The following is a 17461-nucleotide window of genomic DNA, read 5'->3' on the forward strand; positions in this document are numbered from 1 at the left end:
GCGTGCAGCAGATCCTCACCGAAGTCGAAGAGGCCGAGGCGCTCGCGAGCGCCGCCACCTCCGAGCCGCGCGGCCACCTGCGCGTGCTGGCGCCGCCGKCCTTCGCGGTGCACCAGATCGCCAAGCACCTGCCGAAATTCCGCACGCTGTTCCCGAAGGTGACGATCGAGCTGTCGTGCCCCGGCCCGGTCGAGGCGGTCGACGAGAACTTCGACGTGAGCATCCTGTCGGTCGGCGACCGCCCGCTCGATGGCGACTTCGTCGCGCGGCGCCTCGCGCGCTCCGAGGTCATCACCTGCGCCTCGCCCGAGTACCTGAACCGCCGCGGCCGGCCGGTGCACCCGTCGGAGCTGGCCGGGCATGAGGCGATGGTGCCGACCTTCCTGCGGGAGCTGACCTTCCACGAGGGCGTGTGGGGCGATGACGAGCCGTCCGGCGAGTCGTACACGCTGACGCCGGGGCGGCCCGCGCTGGGCACGACGCACATCGACACGATGTACGCCGCCGCGCTCGCCGGCATGGGCATCGCCGGGCTGCCGTCGTTCGTCGTCGAGGACGCGCTGATGGAGCACGCGCTCGAACGCGTGCTGCCGCGCTGGCACCTGCTGACGACCACGATCTACGCCGCGATGCCGACGCGCAAGCACGTGCCGGCGCGCACGCGGGCGTTCRTCGATTTCCTGCTGGAGACTTTCGGCGGCGGCGAGACCGACCCATGGCTCGCCGCCGCCGGCTGCCAGACGCGGTAGGCGCTGGCGCTCCCCGGATTCGCATCCGGGCTACCGGAACACGTCCTGGCGGGTCTCGCCGACCAGGCGCTCCAGCAGCCGCGCCAACGCGCCGAGCCCGTTGTAGCGGCTCGCGGTGCGGTGCGCATAGCGCCACACCAGCGGCAGGTTCTGCAGGTAGCCGTCCTTGCCGTCGCGGTGGTACAGCCGCGCGAAGATGCCCAGCACTTTCAGGTGGCGCTGCAGGCCCATCCACTCGAAATCGCGCCAGAACTCGCCGAAGTCGGCCTGCACCGGCAGGCCGGCCTTGCGCGCGCGCTCCCAGTAGCGCACCGCGAGGTCGATCTGCACGTCTTCCTGGAGCTCGATGTAGGCATCGCGCAGCAGGCTGGCCAGGTCGTAGGTGATCGGGCCCCAGACGGCGTCCTGGAAGTCGAGGATGCCGGGGTTGGTGGCCGCGCCGGCCGCCGGGCAGACCATCAGGTTGCGCGAGTGGTAGTCGCGGTGCACCAGCACCATCGGCTGGGCCAGGTTGTTCTGCACGATGCGCTCGACGCAATCGGCCCATTGGGCCTGCTCGTCGGCCGTCAGCACGTGGCCGGCGTGCTTCACGTACCAGTCGGGGAACAGCTGCATCTCGCGCATCAGCAGCGTGCGGTCGTAGGCCGGCAGCTGCGACGCCGCCTCGATGCCCTGCAGCCGCACCAGCGCCTGGCTCGCATCGGCATACAGCGCGTGCGCGCTGCGATCGTCGAGTTGCGACAGGTAGGTCTGGTCGCCCAGGTCGGACAGCAGCATGAAGCCGTCCTCGGCATGCCAGTCGAGCACCTCGGGCGCGTTCAGGCCGGCGGCGCGCAGCAGCGCGGCGACCTTCACGAACGGCCGGCAGTCCTCCTTCTCGGGCGGCGCATCCATCACGATGCGCGTGCCGGCCTCGGTGTCGACCCGCAGGTAGCGGCGGAAGCTCGCGTCGTTGCTGGCCGGCCGCGCCCCGCTCGCGTGGGTGCCCCGGCCCGCCAATTGCCGCAGCCAGCTTTCGAAGGCGACGCGGCGGCTGTCGTCGGGCCAGGCCAGCGGGGGCACAGTCGACCCGGAGGTCGTCGGATCAGGGGTCAGGGGCATGTGGGGATACTGCTCGTGGATAATCGATTCTACAAATCGCCCTGGGCGCGCCGCCTGTCGTCGTGCCGGTGCCGCGGCGCCGAGCCGTCCCTCCGCTCCTGATGTCCTCGCTCCCTTGCTGCCGCCGTTCCCACTCCGACTCTGCGTCTGCGCGATCCGCTTGAGCCTCGCGGCCTCGGCCGCGGGCTGGGCGTCGGTCGGGTGGGCGCAGGCGGTCGTGCCACCGGCTGCCGCGGCATCGGCGGCATCCGCGGCTTCGGCACCCGCACCGGCGTCCGCCGCCTCCGCACCGGACAACGCGATGGTGCTCGAGGCTGACGAGGTCCGCGCCCGCCCCGACCAGGACGTCATCGCCGAGGGCAATGCCCGCTTCCAGCGCGGCTCGATGCAGATCAGCGCCGACCGCATGACCTACGAGCAGTCGAACGACCTGGCCCATGCCACCGGCAAGGTGCGCGTGAGCCGCGACGGCAACGTCTACACCGGTCCCGAGCTGCAGCTGAAGGTCGAGCGCTTCGAAGGCTTCTTCCTGAAGCCGACCTACTTCTTCTCGCGCACCCAGGCCGGCGGCAGTGCCGAGCGGCTCGACTTCCTCGGCGAGCAGCTGACCGTCGCGACCGGCGCCACCTACACCAGCTGCCGCGTCGACGACCTCGACGGCAGCCCGCCGGCGTGGATCCTGTCGACCGACCGCGTGCGGCTCGATTTCGCGAACAACGAAGGCATCGCGCAGGGTGCGGTGCTGCGCTTCTACGGCGTGCCGATCCYCGCAGCGCCGGTGCTGAGCTTTCCGCTGAGCGACGACCGCAAGTCCGGCTGGCTGCCGCCGAGCATCGACATCGACAACAAGAGCGGCCTGCAGGTGGCCGTGCCGTACTACTGGAACATCGCGCCGAACCGCGATGCGACGCTGACGCCGGCCATCATCTCGAAGCGCGGTGCCGGGCTCGACACCGAGTTCCGCTACCTCGAGCCGGGCCACGAAGGCCGCGTCGACCTGAACCTGCTGCCCAACGACCGCCAGGCCGGCATCACCCGCAGCGCATTCAACCTGGAGCAGGAAGGCGTGCTGCTCGGCAACACGCGCTACCGGACCAACGTGATGCGCGTCAGCGACGACGACTACTGGAAAGACCTGCCGCGCGGCATCAACAGCCTGACGCCGCGGCTGCTGCTCGGCGACGCGCAGGTGGCGAGCGACTTCGGCCTCTGGACCACCTACGCGCGCGTCGAGCGCTGGCAGGTGCTGCAGGATGCCGACAGCCCGCTCGCGACCCCCTACGACCGGCTGCCGCAGCTCGGCGTGCGCACCTGGCAGCCGCTCGTCGGCGGCCTCGAGTTCAGCATGGAGGCCGAGGCCAACCGCTTCGTGAACCCGGACGGCCACCGCCTCGGCGTGGCGCCCGACGACACCGCGGCGAACCCGCGACCCGTCGGCTCGCGGCTGCACCTGCTGGGCTCGCTGGCGTGGCCGTTCGGCACGCCCGGCTGGACGCTGACGCCGAAGGTGCTGGTGAATGCCGCCAGCTACCGGCTCGACGCCCCGATGGCCGACGGCCGCGACCGCTTCCACCGCGTGATCCCGACCTTCAGCCTGGACAGTGCCTGGGTGCTGGAGCGCGACACGCAGCTGCTCGGCCGCCCGGCGCGCCAGACCATGGAGCCGCGGCTCTTCTACACGAAGACGCCGTACCGAGAGCAGAACGACCTGCCGAACTTCGATTCGGCCGAGAAGGACTTCAACTTCGATTCGATCTACACCGAGAACAGCTTTTCGGGCGTCGACCGGGTGTCGGATGCGCACCAGCTGACCGCCGGCGTCACCACCCGCATGCTCGACTCGGGCGACGGCTCCGAGCTGCTGCGCCTGGGCCTGGCCCAGCGCTACCTGTTCGAGGACCAGCGGATCACGCCCGACAAGCAGCCGATCTCGCAGAGCGTGTCGGACCTGCTGCTGACCGGCTCGTCCGGCCTGCTGAAGCACTGGCGCTTCGACGCGGCCGTGCAGTACAGCCCCGAGCAGCACCAGACGGTGCGCTCGATCCTGGGCGTGCGCTACGCGCCGGGGCCGTACCGCACGATCAACACCAACTACCGCTTCAACCGCAACGACAGCGTGACCGGCCTGCCGAGCGAACAGTTCGAGGTCGGCTGGCAGTGGCCGCTGTACGGCCGCCCCGGGCAGAGCAGCGACCGCGGCGGGCGCTGCACCGGCGCCTGGTACAGCGTCGGGCGCTTGAGCTACAACGTGTCCGAGCGGCGGCTCACCGATTCGGTGGTGGGTTTCGAGTACGACGCCGGCTGCTGGATCGGCCGCGTGATCGCGAAACGGCTGTCGACCAGCCAGCAGGAGGCGACCACGCAGCTCGGCTTCGAGCTCGAGCTGATCGGCCTGTCGCGCCTCGGGACCAACCCGCTGAAGGTCTTGAAGGACAATATCCCCGGTTACCGCATGCTGCGCGACGATCCCGCCGCGCCCGCTGCCAGCCCCACGACACCATGATTGCATTCCAACGCCTTGCTTCCCGCGCGCTGATGTCGCTGCTGTCCGCGACCGTCGCGACGGCGGCCGTGCAGGCCCAGACCGCAGCACCCGCCCCGCGCCCCTCCACGCGTACGCAGACCGCCGACTACATCGTCGCGATCGTCAACCAGGAGCTGGTCACCGCCGGCGAGGTGCAGCAGCGCATCGACCGCCTGCGCGAGGAAGCCCAGCGCAGCAAGGCCAAGCTGCCGCCGGACGACGAACTGCGGCGCCAGGTGGTCGATGCGCTGATCGACGAGCGCGTGCAGATCACGAACGCGCGCGATGTCGGGCAGCGCGTCGACGACATGGAGCTCGAGCGCGCGGTCGCCAACGTCGCGGCGCAGAACCAGTTGACGCCGGCCCAGCTGCGCGAGCGGCTCAAGAAGGAAGGCATCGACTACGCGCGCTTTCGCAACAACGTGCGCGACCAGCTGCTGGTCGAGCGGGTGCGCGAGCGCGAGGTGCAGGCCCGCATCACGATCACCGACGCCGAGATCGACGGCGTGCTCGACAAGCAGCGCGCCGCGGCCGGCAGCGCGACCGAATACAACATCGCGCAGATCCTGGTCACCGTGCCCGAGGGGGCGAGCGAGAGCCTGGTCGCCGAGCGCCGCACCAAGGCCGAAGCTGCGCTGAACCGGGTGCGCAGCAGCGCCCCGTTCGACGTGGTCGCGAAGGAAGTCTCCGAGGACGGCAACAAGGCGCGCGGCGGCGAGATCGGCATGCGCCCGGCCGACCGGCTGCCCGACATCTTCGTCGAGGCGGTGCGCGGCCTGAAGCCGGGCGAGATCGCGCCGACGCTGCTGCGCTCCGGCGCCGGCTTCCACGTGATGAAGCTGATTGACAAGCGCGAGGGCGGCGCGTTCTCGGTGACGCAGACGCGCGCTCGCCACATCCTGCTGCGGCCGTCGGCGCAGCTCTCGCAGGAGGCCGCGGTGCGGCGCCTGCAGGAAATGAAGCGGCAGATCCAGAGCGGCTCGCGCAACTTCGACCAGCTGGCGCGCGACAACTCCGAAGACGGCAGCGCGGCGCAGGGCGGCGACCTCGGTTGGGTGTCGCCGGGCGGCTTCGTGCCCGAGTTCGAGGAGGCGATGAACGCGCTGCCGATCAACGGGCTGTCGGATCCGGTGGTATCGCGCTTCGGCGTGCACCTGATCCAGGTGGTCGAGCGCCGCAAGATGACGCTCGACCTGCGGCAGCAGCGCGAGCAGGCCCGCAACATCCTGCGCGAGCAGAAGTTCGAAGAGGCCTACAACGACTGGGCGCGCGACCTGCGGGCACGGGCCTACATCGAGATGCGCGAGGCGCCGCAGTAAGCGGCAAGCCTGTGCGTCATCTTCCTCGCAAGCGGTTCGGGCAGCATTTCCTGACCGATGACTCGGTCATCGGCGCGATCGTCGATGCGATCAACCCGCGCCCGGGCGAGGCGGTCGTCGAGATCGGGCCCGGACTGGGTGCCATGACCGACCCGCTGGTCGAGCGCAGCGAACGCCTGACCGTGATCGAACTCGATCGCGACCTGGCGGCGCGGCTGCGCAAGCGGCCCGAGCTGAACGTCGTCGAATCGGACGTGTTGAAGGTCGACTTCCCGGCACTCGCAGAACAGGCCGGCCAGAAGCTGCGCGTCGTCGGCAACCTGCCGTACAACATCTCGACGCCGATCCTCTTCCACCTGCTCGACGCCGTCGACCACGTCCAAGACCAGCTCTTCATGCTGCAGAAGGAGGTGGTGGATCGCATGGCCGCCGCCCCCGGCAACAAGGACTACGGCCGGCTCACCGTGATGCTGCAGTGGCGCTACGACATCGAGTCGGTGCTCGACGTGCCGCCCGAGGCGTTCGACCCGCCGCCGCGGGTGGATTCGGCGGTGGTGCGCATGCAGCCGCTGCCCGACGCCGCCGGCGTGCCGCAGGCCTTGCTGGGCGAACTGGTGACGGTGGCGTTCTCGCAGCGCCGCAAGCTGCTGCGCCACACGCTGGGCCGCTGGCTCGACGAGCGCGGTTTCTCAGGTGCCTTCGACGTGCAACGCCGCGCCGAGGAAGTGCCGGTGGCGGACTACCTGGCGCTGGTGCAGGCGGTTCAGAAGCGGTAGCGCAGCGACAGTGTCGCCATGTCGGCACCGCGATCGGATTCGAAGAAGTGAAACGATTCGAAGGATTCGACCTCCAGCAGGGCCGACAACCGGGGTTGCAGATACCACTCAATGCCGCCGCCGATCGTGAGCTCGGTGCCTTCCTTGTCCTCGGTGCGAACGATGAACGTGTCGCTGCGGGGCGTGCGCCGGTGGTAGGCCCCGAGGCGGCCGAGCAGCGCGATGTGGTCGCCCAGGTGCAATGCGCCGACCACCGCGATGGCGGGGTCGGTGTGCCAGCCGGAGCCCAGCGACACGGCGCCCGCCTCCAGCCGTATCGAGCGCCGGAACTGATAGCCCAGCATCAGCTTGCCCCCGTGACCGGTCAGCGTGTCATGCTGGTTGTCCTGCCCGCCTGGCGCCTGGTAGTGACTGAGGCCGGCTCCGCCGGACACGTACCACCCGGATTGTGGCCCGGCGGCCGACGGCGCCTCGGCGGCTCCGGTGTTCTCCTGCGCGGCCGCAGCCGCGACCAACCCCGATGCCAACGCTGCTGCGAGCCACGCTCGCGCGCCAAGACCGAATGCCATGGTTCCTCCCTGCCGCTGTGGGCGCTGTTGTGTGCGGCGCATTGTGCCCGCGCATCGCGCCCAAGAAAAAGCCCGCCGAAGCGGGYTTGACAGGGGATCGATCGATCAGGCCGCGTTCAGCCACATCGAGGTGTCGAAGGCGCTGCTCATCATCGGCATGTTCATCCCGAAGTTCGCGTTGGCTGCGCTCTTGGCCGCCGGCTTGGCGGGCTTGTTCTCTGCAATCTGGGCCGTTTCCGTCGCCCGCTCCCATGACCCTTGTTCCTGGGAGCGGGCTACTGAAAAGAATAGAAGCACCTGAACGGTATTTTTCGCTCCGCCCAGAAATCGGCCGCGTCGCGGAAGACATCGAGCAACTGCTCGCGGGCCTCGCGGTCGAAGCGCGGGTTGTCGGGCAGCTGCTCCAGCACTACGACGAAGCCGGGTTGCGCGCCCGACTTGTGCACCAGGTCGGTCATGCAGTYGTACAGCGCATCCAGGTTCTTGCCGAAATGCGACGGGAACAGGAAGGATTCGGCGATGCTGTCCAGCACGTCCTGCTTGGACTGGGCGTTCGTCAGGTTGGCGTAGAGGAAGTGCTGGCCCACGCTTTGCGCGGCCTCCTGCAAATCCTCGACACGGTAGGCGCGTATCGACTGGACGATGTTTGGACGGACGGTCTGCAAGAGCATGGTCTCGTTCCTCCTTGGTTCAAAAGAATCCATCAACTGATGCTCACTTCACGATGCGGCGAAAACTCGCGTAGTGGTCGTCGGTGTAGTAACAGGCCTGCGGCGTCGTGACCTGGTAGCCACCGCAGACGATGCGCTTTGCCGCGCGGTTCCTGGCCCCCGGGGTTGTCACGGTGTACTCGCGGTAGTAGCCGCGGCGCTGTGACGGTAGCTGGCGTTCGCGGTTACCGAACACGCTGCCATCCTTGGGATACGGAAACGGGCCTCCCGTTCGAATCAGCCGCTCTGTCGCCTGGGCCTCGGCCGGCAGTGCCGCCAGGGCCACCGTCGCCATCTCGGTCACTGGCGCTGGTGCTTCCTTGGCAACCACCGGAGTTGCAGCCATGGAAACCAGGCTCGCTGCCATGACAGCCGCAGCGATCGCCTGCTGGCCCCGGTGGTAACACCTGCGGGCTCGGCCATCGAATTGACTTGCACAACTCAGCAATGAACCGGCCAGCAAACCGGAGAGAGACACGGGGTTATCCCTGAATTCAGAAACCGGGATGGTACCGAATCGGCCCGCAAAGCTCAAGCTGCTGCCTCAATTTGGGGCAGGAGAGATCAGAAATCAGTGAACGCTCGCATTCGTCTGAGGCCATATGAGTCGGCACATTCAGACAGCATCACAGCGATAAAACACCCGGATCGGGTCGATGACAGGGGTGTCACATGCCCGTGCAGGACCCCCGGGCATTTTTGGCGCACGCACCAAGCTGTGCTTGGCGCGCGGCCGGCGACCGTTTCTGTCAGATCAGCGTGCCGCGTTGGCGTCGGCGACGGTCAGTGCGGTCATGTTGACGATGCGGCGCACGGTGGCCGACGGCGTCAGGATGTGCACCGGCTTGGCCGCCCCCAGCAACACCGGCCCGATCGCGATGCCGCCGCCGGCCGCCGTCTTCAGCAGGTTGTAGCTGATGTTGGCGGCGTCGATGTTCGGCAGCACCAGCAGGTTCGCCTCGCCCGACAGCGTGCTGGTCGGCATCAGCTCGGCGCGGTACGCGGCATCGAGCGCAGCGTCGCCGTGCATCTCGCCGTCGACCTCGAGCCACGGCGCCTGCTCGTGCAGCAGCGCCAGCGCGTCGCGCATCTTCACCGCCGACGGATGGTTGCTCGAGCCGAAGTTGCTGTGCGACAGCAGCGCCGCCTTCGGGCGCAGGCCGAAGCGCTTGAGCTCCTCGGCGGCCATCACGGTGATCTCGGCCAGCTGCGCCGCGGTCGGGTCGTAGTTGACGTGGGTGTCGACCAGCATCACCTGCCGGTTCGGCAGGATCAGCCCGTTCATGCAGGCATAGGTCTTGGTGCCCTTGCGCAGGCCGATCACCTGGTCGATGTACTGCAGGTGCATCGCGGTGTTGCCCCAGGTGCCGCACAGCATGCCGTCGACCTCGCCCTTGTGCAGCAGCATCGCGCCGATCAGCGTCAGGCGGCGGCGCATCTCGATCTTCGCGAGTTGCGCGGTCACGCCCTTGCGCGCCATCATGCGGTGGTAGGTCTGCCAGTAGTCGCGGTAGCGCTCGTCGTGCTCGGTGTTGACCAGGTCGTAGTCGGTGCCGGCCTTCAGGCGCAGGCCGAACTTCTCGATGCGCTGCGCGATGACCTCGGGCCGGCCGATCAGCGTCGGGCGCGCGAGGTTCTCGTCGACCACCACCTGCACCGCACGCAGCACGCGCTCTTCCTCGCCTTCGGCGAAGGCGACGCGCTTGTGCTTCGCGCACTTGGCGAGCGTGAAGATCGGCTTCATCGTCGTGCCCGAGGCATAGACGAAGCTCTGCAGCTTCTCGCGGTAGGCGTCCATGTCCTTGATCGGGCGCGAGGCGACGCCGGAGTCGACCGCCGCCTGCGCGACGGCCGGCGCGATCTTCATCATCAGCCGCGGGTCGAACGGCTTCGGGATCAGGTACTCCGGCCCGAAGCTCAGCGTGGCGCCGGCATAGGCCGCGGCCACCACCTCGCTCTGCTCGGCCTGGGCCAGCTCGGCGATCGCGTGCACCGCGGCGATCTCCATCTCGATCGTGATGGTGGTCGCGCCGCTGTCGAGCGCGCCGCGGAAGATGTACGGGAAGCACAGGACGTTGTTGACCTGGTTCGGGTAGTCGGTGCGGCCGGTCGCGATGATCGCGTCGGCGCGCACTTCCTTCACCTCTTCCGGCAGGATCTCCGGGGTCGGGTTGGCCAGCGCCAGGATGATCGGCTTGGCCGCCATCGTCGCGACCATCTCCTTCTTCAGCACGCCGCCGGCCGACAGGCCGAGGAAGATGTCGGCGCCGTCCATCACCTGGGCCAGCTTGCGGTGCGAGGTCTTCTGGGCGAACTGGATCTTGTCCTCGTCCATCAGCTCGGTGCGGCCTTCGTAGACGACGCCGGCCAGGTCGGTGACCCAGATGTTCTCGCGCGGCACGCCGAGCTTGACCAGCAGCCCCAGGCAGGCGAGCGCCGCGGCACCGGCACCGGACGTGACGAGCTTGACCTTGTCGATGTCCTTGCCGACCACCTTCAGCGCGTTCAGCACGGCCGCGCCGACGGTGATCGCGGTGCCGTGCTGGTCGTCGTGGAACACCGGGATGTGCATCCGCTCGCGCAGCTTGCGCTCGACGTAGAAGCAGTCGGGAGCCTTGATGTCCTCGAGGTTGATGCCGCCGAAGGTGGGCTCGAGCGCGGCGATGATGTCGACCAGCTTGTCGAGGTCGCGCTCGGCGAGCTCGATGTCGAACACGTCGATGCCGGCGAATTTCTTGAACAGGACGCCCTTGCCCTCCATCACCGGTTTCGAGGCCAGCGGGCCGATGTCGCCGAGGCCGAGCACCGCGGTGCCGTTGGTGACGACGGCGACCAGGTTGCCGCGCGCGGTGTAGCGGAAGGCGTTGGCCGGGTCGGCGACGATCTCTTCGCAGGCGGCGGCGACGCCGGGCGAGTACGCGAGGGCCAGGTCGCGCTGGTTGATCAGCTGCTTGGTGGCGGCGATGGCGATCTTGCCGGGCACCGGGAACTCGTGATACTCCAGCGCCGCACGGCGCAGTTCCGCATGCTTGTTGTCTGATTGGGCCATGGCGTGATCTCGTGGGACCTCGAAAGGGGGAGCCATTGTAGGAGGGCGAGGGAAGCAGAGTGTTGCGCAGGCCGGCGCCGGCCCCCATGCGCGAAACTGCGTACCTCGGCGGCCCGCCCATTCGCAATACTGCAGGGTGGCTCCCGCCCACCTGCGATGCTCTCCCCCCTGCCCCCACCGCCTTCCGCCTCCGACCCCCTGCCGCCGCGGCGCTGGCGGCGCGCGCTGCTGTGGGCGACGCTGGTGGCGCTGCTGCTGATCGCACAGTCGCTGCTGGTGTGGCTGACGCTCGGCTACGAGAGCAGCCGGGCGCAGGAGCAGGTCGATGCCACCGCCACCGCGGCGGCCGGCGACATCAAGCAGGCGCTCGGCCGCGACCTGCAGAGCCTGCAGGCGCTGCTGTGGAACAACCCGTCGATCGAGCAATGGCGCCAGGATGCGGCGGTGCTGCTGCGCACGCACCGGGAGCTGCTGCGCATCGAGCGGCGCGACCTGCAGCTGGAGATCACCGAATCGGTCGATTCCCCGCTGCACGGCTCGGCCTTCACGCAGATCCGCCGCGACGACATCGACCTGGAGACCGAGCTCGCCTGCACCACTGCGCGCCGTCAGGGCAGCCCGTCGTACTCGCGCAGCTACTTCGTGCCGCTGCCCGGCGGGCTGGGGCTGGAGGTGATGGATGTCTGCATCCCGATCCCCGGCAGCGGCCAGCACCTGGGCTACATGGCCGGCACCTTCGCGCTCGGCCGCCTGCTGGAGGAAACGGTGGGCAGCGAGGTGAAGCGGGTGCACGAGCTCTCATTCGTCGAGGGCGACGGCACGCGCCTCGCGCGCGTCGGGCTGCCGCGCGGCGCGGGCGCCTTCATCGCCGAGCGGCTGGTCGACCTGCCGGGCCTGAGCCTGCAGCTGCGCGTGGACAGCAGCGCCGGCCGGCCGCAGCTGATCCCGAACCTCAGTACCGCGCTGGTGCTGGGGCTGTCGTTCGCGCTCGGCGGCGTGGTGGTGCTGCTGGCGCGCGACGTGCGCAAGCGCGCCGGCGCCGAGGCGGYGCTCGCCGAGGCGCTGAGCTTCCGCAAGGCGATGGAGGATTCGCTGGTCACCGGCTTGCGGGCGCGCGACCCGCACGGGCGCATCACCTACGTGAACCCGGCGTTCTGCGAGATGGTGGGCTTCAGCGCGAACGAGCTGGTCGGGCAGATGACGCCGCCCTACTGGCCGCCCGAGCTGACCTCGGAATACACGAAGCGCCAGCAGGTGCGCCTGGCCGGCACGGTGCCGCCGCGCGAGGGCTACGAGACGGTCTTCATGCGCCGCAACGGCGAGCGCTTCGCGGTGATGATCTTCGAGGCGCCGCTGGTCGACGGCGCCGGCCGCCACACCGGCTGGATGAGCGCGGCGCTCGACGTGAGCGCGCAACGCAAGATCGAGGAGGTCTCGCGCCAGCAGCAGGAGCGGCTGCAGGCAACGGCGCGGCTGGCCACCGTCGGCGAGATGGCCTCGCTGCTGAGCCACGAGCTGAACCAGCCGCTGGCCGCGATCGCGAGCTATGCGGCCGGCTCGCTGAACCTGATGAACGACGCCGACGGCGACTGCGCCGAGACGGTGCCGCTGCTGCGCCAGGCCTCGCAGCGCATCGCCGAGCAGGCCGAGCGGGCCGGCCGCGTGATCAAGAGCGTGCACGACTTCGTGCGCCGGCGCGAACAGGCGCGCGAGCCGGTGCGCGCCGACCTGCTGATCGACGCGGTGCTGCCGCTGGTGCGGCTGCAGGCGCGCAAGAGCGGCACGCGCATCGAGCTCGACCTGCCGAAGCCGATGCCGCGCGTGGTCTGCGACCGCACGATGCTCGAGCAGGTGCTGCTGAACCTGACGCGCAACGCGATCCAGGCGATGGAATCGCACACCCCGGCCGCCGAACGCGAGCTGACGATCCGCGTGCGCCCGGTCGATGCCCGCTGGGTGGCGTTCGGCATCATCGACCGCGGCACCGGCGTCGCCGACGACGTGGCCGCGCGGCTGTTCACGCCGTTCTTCACGACCCGCCCCGAGGGCATGGGCCTCGGCTTGAGCCTGTGCCGCACGGTGATCGAGCAGCACGGCGGCCTGCTGGTGTTCGAGAACCGCCTCGACGTGGAACAGCGCGTGATCGGCGCAGAATTCAGGTTCACGCTGCCCGCCGACAGCAGGAACGCGAACCCATGACCAGCAGTCCCCCCCACACCCCGACCGCAACCCCAGCCACGCCCGCCCACCTCGGCCTGCCGATGGTCTACCTGGTGGACGACGAGGACGTCGTGCGCGAGGCGCTCGCCTGGCTGCTGCGCTCGCGGCGGCTGCTGTCCGAGGGCTTCGCGAGCGCCGAAGCCTTCGAGACGATGCTCACGCCGCGCCTGGCGGCTGCCACGGCGGCCGGCTGGCCGACCTCGCCGAGCTGCCTGGTGCTGGACGTGCGGATGCCCGGCACCAGCGGGCTCGCGCTGTTCGAGCGGCTGGCCGAGCGCCACCTGCTGCAGGCGCTGCCGGTGATCTTCCTGACCGGGCACGGCGACGTGCCGACCGCGGTGGCCGCCGTCAAGCGCGGCGCCTTCGATTTCGTCGAGAAACCGTTCTCCGACAACGCGCTGGTCGACCGCGTCGAGCAGGCGCTGGCGCAGAGCACGCAGGCCATCCTGCGCCGGCGCGACCGCGTCACGCTGGAGCAGCACCTGGCCGAGCTGACCGAGCGCGAGCGCGAGGTGATGGAGCGCGTGATCGACGGCCGGCCCAACAAGCTGATCGCCGACGAGCTGAACATCAGCGTGCGCACGGTCGAGGTGCACCGGGCGCGGGTGTTCGAGAAGATGGACGTGAAGTCCGCGGTGGAGCTGGCCAACCGGATGCGCGAAACATAATGCCGGCAGGAGGGATTCGACGATGAGCATCCAGGGACTGGTCCGCGCGGTCGCGGCGGTGGTGGTCGTGCTGCTGGTGGTGGCGGGCTTCAGCAGCTGCGGCACGGTGGAATCGGGCAATGTCGGCATCCGCACGACGCTCGGCAAGGTCAGTGCCGAGGAAGTCGAGCCCGGCATCTACCTGGGCCTGCCGGGCATCAGCCGGGTGCAGGAGTTCTCGGCCAAGGAGATCGGTCTCGACTTGAACGACCTGACGCCGAAGGCGCGCGACAACCTGACGCTGCGCGACCTGGACGTGACCGTGTACTACCGTGTCGTGCCCGGCTCGATCGCCGACCTGTACGTGAAGTACGCCGGCCAGCACACCCGCGACGAGGGCAGCCGCGTCTACCTGCCGGCGTACGCGCTGCTGCAGCGCGTGTCGCGCAACGCGATCTACCAGCAGGCCTCGCACATCGACAGCCTGGTGATGCACACGCAGCGCGAGGAACTGGCGCTGGCGGTGCGCAAGTCGCTGCAGGCCGAGCTCGACGCGAACGACAAGGGCGTGTTCCAGGTCACGCGCGTCGWGATCCGTTCGCTCACCACCGACCCGGCGATCGAGAAGGCGATCCAGGATTCGGTCGCGGCGCAGAAGCAGCTCGAGACGACGAAGCAGCGCATCGCGATCGCCGAGGCCGAGGCGGAGGTCGAGGTCAAGAAGGCCGAGGGCATCGCACGCGCCAACCAGATCATCAACCAGAGCCTGACGCGCGAGTACCTGCAGCACGAGTCGAACCTCGCGCTGCAGAAGTTCGYCGAGAAGGGCGGCACGACGACGGTCGTGATCCCGGCAAACATGCAGACGGCACCGCTGATCAACATTGGCAAGTAGCCTGATGTCCGGACTCGGCGAATTCGACCTGATCGCGCGCTGGTTCACGCGCCCGGCGCGGCGCGCGGCGCTCGGCGTCGGCGACGACTGCGCGCTGCTGAACATCACGCCGGGCATGCAGCTCGCGACCTCCAGCGACATGCTGGTGGAGGGGCGGCATTTCCTGTCGACGGTGGCCCCCGAGCGGCTCGGCCACAAGGCGCTGGCCGTCAACCTGAGCGACCTGGCGGCCTGCGGCGCGCAGCCGCTCGCGTTCACGCTGGCGCTGGCGCTGCCGCGCGTCGACGAAGCGTTCCTCGACGGCTTCTCGCGCGGGCTGCTGGCCCTGGCCGATGAACACGGCTGCGAGCTGGTCGGCGGCGACACGACGCAAGGCCCGCTGAACCTGTGCATCACGGTGTTCGGCGAGGTGCCGCCCGGGCAGGCGCTGCTGCGCTCGGGCGCGCGCGACGGCGACGAGATCTGGGTCAGCGGCACGCTGGGCGATGCGCGGCTGGCGCTGGAGGTGTTCCGCGGCAGCCTCGCACTGGCGGGCGATGCCTTCGCGCAGGTGCGCGCCGCGATGGAGCTGCCGACGCCGCGCGTCGCGCTCGGCAGCGCGCTGCGCGGCATCGCGACGAGCGCGATCGATGTCTCCGACGGCTTGCTCGGCGATCTCGCCCACATCCTGAAGCGATCGAATGCCGGCGCGACGCTGCAGGTCGATGCGCTGCCGCGCAGCACGGTGCTGGCCGCGCAGCCGCTGGCGCTGCAGCGCAACTGCACGCTGGCCGGCGGCGACGACTACGAGCTGGTCTTCACCGCGCCGCCTGCGCAGGCGGCGGCCGTGCTGGCGGCGGCACGCGGCGCCGGTGTGGCGGTGACGCGCATCGGCCGCATCGAGCCGGTGTCGCATGGCCTGCGCCTGGTGGACGGCGACGGCGCGGCGGTCGACCAGCGTTTCGCGGCCTTCGACCATTTCAAGTCATGAGCACCGAGCCGACACCGCCGCCCCTGCAACCGCTGCCGCCGCCGCGCCCTGCCCCGCAGCGCGCGACGCTCGGCTTCATGTTCCGCCACCCGGCCCACGTCATCGCGCTCGGTTTCGGCAGCGGGCTGTCGCCGGTCGCGCCCGGCACGGTCGGCACGCTGTGGGCTTGGCTCGCGTTCGTCATCATGCAGCCGCACCTCGGCGACCTGCAATGGCTGCTGGTGCTGGCCATCGGCACGCTGGTCGGCTGGTGGGCCTGCACGGTGACCGCGCGCAACCTGGGCGTCGCCGACCCGGGCAGCATCGTCTGGGACGAGGTGCTCGCGTTCTGGGCCGTGCTGTGGCTCGTGACGCCGGCCGGGCTGCTGGCCCAGGCGGTGGCCTTCGGGCTGTTCCGCTTCTTCGATGCGGTGAAGCCCGGCCCGGTGGCCTGGGCCGATGCCCGCTTCAAGCTGCGCCGCGGCCAGGCGATCGGCTGGGCGCAGGGCTTCGGCATCCTGTTCGACGACGCCGTGGCCGCGCTGTGCGCGCTGCTGGTGATCGCGCTGTGGAGGTTCCTGTGAACGAGTTCGAACCGGCGGTGCTGGCGCTGGCCCGCGTGCTGCGGCAGCGCGGCGGCTCGATCGCGACGGCCGAATCCTGCACCGGCGGCCTGATCGCCGCGGCCTGCACCTCGGTGGCCGGGTCGAGCGACTGGTTCGAGCGCGGCTTCGTGACCTACAGCAACGAGGCCAAGACGCAGATGCTGGGCGTGCCGGCGGCGTCGATCGCGCAGCACGGCGCCGTCAGCGAGGAAGTCGCGCGGGCGATGGCCGAGGGTGCACTGGTGCACTCGCCGGCGCGCTTCGCGGTCGCGGTGACCGGCATCGCCGGCCCCGGCGGCGCGGTGCCGGGCAAACCGGTCGGCACGGTGTGGCTGGCCTGGGCGCAGCGCGACGGCGCGACGCAGGCCGAGCGCCTGCTGTTCGCCGGCGACCGTGCCGCAGTGCGCGGGCAGACGGTGTCGCAGGCGCTGATGCGCCTGCTGCAGGCCGCGTCGTGAGCATCCTGCTGGCGGCGGATTTCGACGCGGTGGAGTGGGCCGCGTGGCTGCCGGCGCTGCAGGCGGCACTGCCCGGCGAGACCTTGACCCTGGCGGTCGATCGCCGCGACGACATCGACATCGCGATCGTCGCGAACCCGCCGGCCGGGTCGCTGCAAGGGTTGCCGCACCTGAAGCTCGTGCAATCGCTGTGGGCGGGCGTCGACAAGCTGCTGCGCGACCCGACGCTGCCGGCCGGCGTGCCGCTCGCCCGCATGGTCGACCCGGCGATGAACGCCGCGATGGCCGAGACCGCGCAGTGGGCGGCGCTCGCGCTGCAGCGCGGCTTCTTCGGCTACGCGGCGCAGCAGCGCGCCGGCGTGTGGCGCCAGCACGGCCAGCGCCGTGCGGACGAGACGCGGGTCGCGGTGCTGGGCCTCGGGCAGATGGGCCAGGCGGTGGCGGCGCGGCTCGCGCAGCAGGGCTTTGYCGTCAGCGGCTGGAGCACGCGCCACGGGGCGATCGATGGCGTGCTGGGCGACGCCGACATCGTGATCAGCCTGCTGCCGCTGACACCGGCGACGACCGGCTTCTTCGACCGCGCGCGATTCGCGCAGATGCGCCGCGGCGCGAGCTTCGTGAACCTGGCGCGCGGGGCGCAGGTGGTCGAGACCGACCTGCTGGCGGCGCTCGACAACGGGCAGCTGTCGCATGCCGTGCTCGACGTGTTCGCGACCGAGCCGCTGCCGGCGGAGCATCCGTTCTGGCGGCACCCGTTGGTGACCGTGCTGCCGCACGTGGCCGCGCAGACCGATCCGCGCAGCGCGGCGCAGGTGGTTGCGGCCAACATCCGTGCACTGCGCGCGGGTCAGCCGCTGCAGCACCTCGTTGATCGACAGCGCGGCTACTGA

At 70.0% G+C, this 17461-nt stretch carries 16 protein-coding genes; 11 read left to right on the forward strand and 5 right to left on the reverse strand.

The annotated features are described in order from the left end of the window. Window positions 1–749 (forward strand): substrate binding domain-containing protein (locus tag AC1D12_RS02265; protein ID WP_477838659.1); only part of this gene is annotated, 749 nt, incomplete at its 5' end. Window positions 750–779: 30 nt separating this feature from the next. Here the strand turns inward: AC1D12_RS02265 and AC1D12_RS02270 are convergent. Continuing rightward, window positions 780–1850 carry an aminoglycoside phosphotransferase family protein gene (locus AC1D12_RS02270; protein ID WP_477826513.1) on the reverse strand — a complete coding sequence of 357 codons (1071 nt, stop codon included), beginning with the start codon at window positions 1848–1850 and terminating at the stop codon, window positions 780–782. A 160-nt stretch (window positions 1851–2010) separates the two neighbouring features. Here AC1D12_RS02270 and AC1D12_RS02275 point away from each other — a divergent pair, with 160 nt between their 5' ends. Genes AC1D12_RS02275 through rsmA form a run of 3 tightly spaced genes read left to right on the forward strand, consistent with a single transcriptional unit; the run spans window position 2011 to window position 6469 of the window. Continuing rightward, a complete protein-coding gene (locus AC1D12_RS02275) occupies window positions 2011–4353 on the forward strand; it encodes an LPS-assembly protein LptD (protein ID WP_477838661.1) in 2343 nt (780 codons plus the stop codon). Continuing rightward, window positions 4350–5693: a peptidylprolyl isomerase gene (locus tag AC1D12_RS02280; protein WP_465111359.1), complete on the forward strand. Its 1344-nt coding sequence runs from the start codon at window positions 4350–4352 to the stop codon at window positions 5691–5693. The genes AC1D12_RS02275 and AC1D12_RS02280 overlap by 4 nt, the downstream gene beginning before the upstream one ends. An 11-nt stretch (window positions 5694–5704) precedes the next feature. Further along, window positions 5705–6469, forward strand: coding sequence for a 16S rRNA (adenine(1518)-N(6)/adenine(1519)-N(6))-dimethyltransferase RsmA (rsmA, locus tag AC1D12_RS02285; protein WP_477838663.1), 765 nt, complete (start codon window positions 5705–5707; stop codon window positions 6467–6469). On the opposite strand, the gene AC1D12_RS02290 is transcribed toward rsmA, so the two are convergent. From AC1D12_RS02290 to AC1D12_RS02305, 4 genes are all read right to left on the reverse strand, one after another. Beyond that, window positions 6457–7038, reverse strand: a complete 582-nt coding sequence (locus AC1D12_RS02290; RefSeq protein WP_465111357.1) for an outer membrane beta-barrel protein — start codon at window positions 7036–7038, stop codon at window positions 6457–6459. The genes rsmA and AC1D12_RS02290 overlap by 13 nt on opposite strands. 275 nt (window positions 7039–7313) lie before the next feature. Then, on the reverse strand, window positions 7314–7709 hold the full coding sequence (locus tag AC1D12_RS02295) for a barstar family protein (protein WP_477838665.1): 396 nt from the start codon (window positions 7707–7709) through the stop codon (window positions 7314–7316). A 43-nt stretch (window positions 7710–7752) separates the two neighbouring features. Further along, window positions 7753–8094: a guanyl-specific ribonuclease gene (locus AC1D12_RS02300; RefSeq protein ID WP_477827694.1), complete on the reverse strand. Its 342-nt coding sequence runs from the start codon at window positions 8092–8094 to the stop codon at window positions 7753–7755. 408 nt (window positions 8095–8502) lie between these two features. Then, window positions 8503–10797 (reverse strand): NADP-dependent malic enzyme, encoded by a 2295-nt coding sequence (locus AC1D12_RS02305; RefSeq protein ID WP_047501401.1) that lies wholly within the window; start codon window positions 10795–10797, stop codon window positions 8503–8505. Between the two features lie 156 nt (window positions 10798–10953). On the opposite strand from AC1D12_RS02305, the gene AC1D12_RS02310 reads away from it, so the two are divergent. From AC1D12_RS02310 to AC1D12_RS02340, 7 genes are all read left to right on the forward strand, one after another. Next, the gene (locus tag AC1D12_RS02310; RefSeq protein ID WP_477838667.1) at window positions 10954–12996 is read left to right on the forward strand and encodes a PAS domain S-box protein; all 2043 of its coding nucleotides are present in this window, start codon (window positions 10954–10956) and stop codon (window positions 12994–12996) included. A 62-nt stretch (window positions 12997–13058) separates the two neighbouring features. Next, the gene (locus AC1D12_RS02315; RefSeq protein ID WP_047501398.1) at window positions 13059–13685 is read left to right on the forward strand and encodes a response regulator transcription factor; all 627 of its coding nucleotides are present in this window, start codon (window positions 13059–13061) and stop codon (window positions 13683–13685) included. Between the two features lie 22 nt (window positions 13686–13707). Next, entirely contained in the window at window positions 13708–14559 is an 852-nt protein-coding gene (locus AC1D12_RS02320) for an SPFH domain-containing protein (protein ID WP_477838669.1), read from the forward strand. 4 nt (window positions 14560–14563) lie between these two features. Then, the gene (gene thiL / locus AC1D12_RS02325; RefSeq protein ID WP_477824768.1) at window positions 14564–15529 is read left to right on the forward strand and encodes a thiamine-phosphate kinase; all 966 of its coding nucleotides are present in this window, start codon (window positions 14564–14566) and stop codon (window positions 15527–15529) included. Further along, the gene (locus AC1D12_RS02330) at window positions 15526–16092 is read left to right on the forward strand and encodes a phosphatidylglycerophosphatase A family protein (RefSeq protein ID WP_465111354.1); all 567 of its coding nucleotides are present in this window, start codon (window positions 15526–15528) and stop codon (window positions 16090–16092) included. The genes thiL and AC1D12_RS02330 overlap by 4 nt, the downstream gene beginning before the upstream one ends. Continuing rightward, window positions 16089–16571 carry a CinA family protein gene (locus tag AC1D12_RS02335; RefSeq protein ID WP_477824769.1) on the forward strand — a complete coding sequence of 161 codons (483 nt, stop codon included), beginning with the start codon at window positions 16089–16091 and terminating at the stop codon, window positions 16569–16571. Before AC1D12_RS02330 ends, AC1D12_RS02335 begins: the two co-directional genes overlap by 4 nt. Further along, window positions 16568–17461, forward strand: coding sequence for a 2-hydroxyacid dehydrogenase (locus tag AC1D12_RS02340; protein WP_477838671.1), 894 nt, complete (start codon window positions 16568–16570; stop codon window positions 17459–17461). Before AC1D12_RS02335 ends, AC1D12_RS02340 begins: the two co-directional genes overlap by 4 nt.

This window comes from Rhizobacter sp. P1_G5 (genome assembly GCF_056405435.1).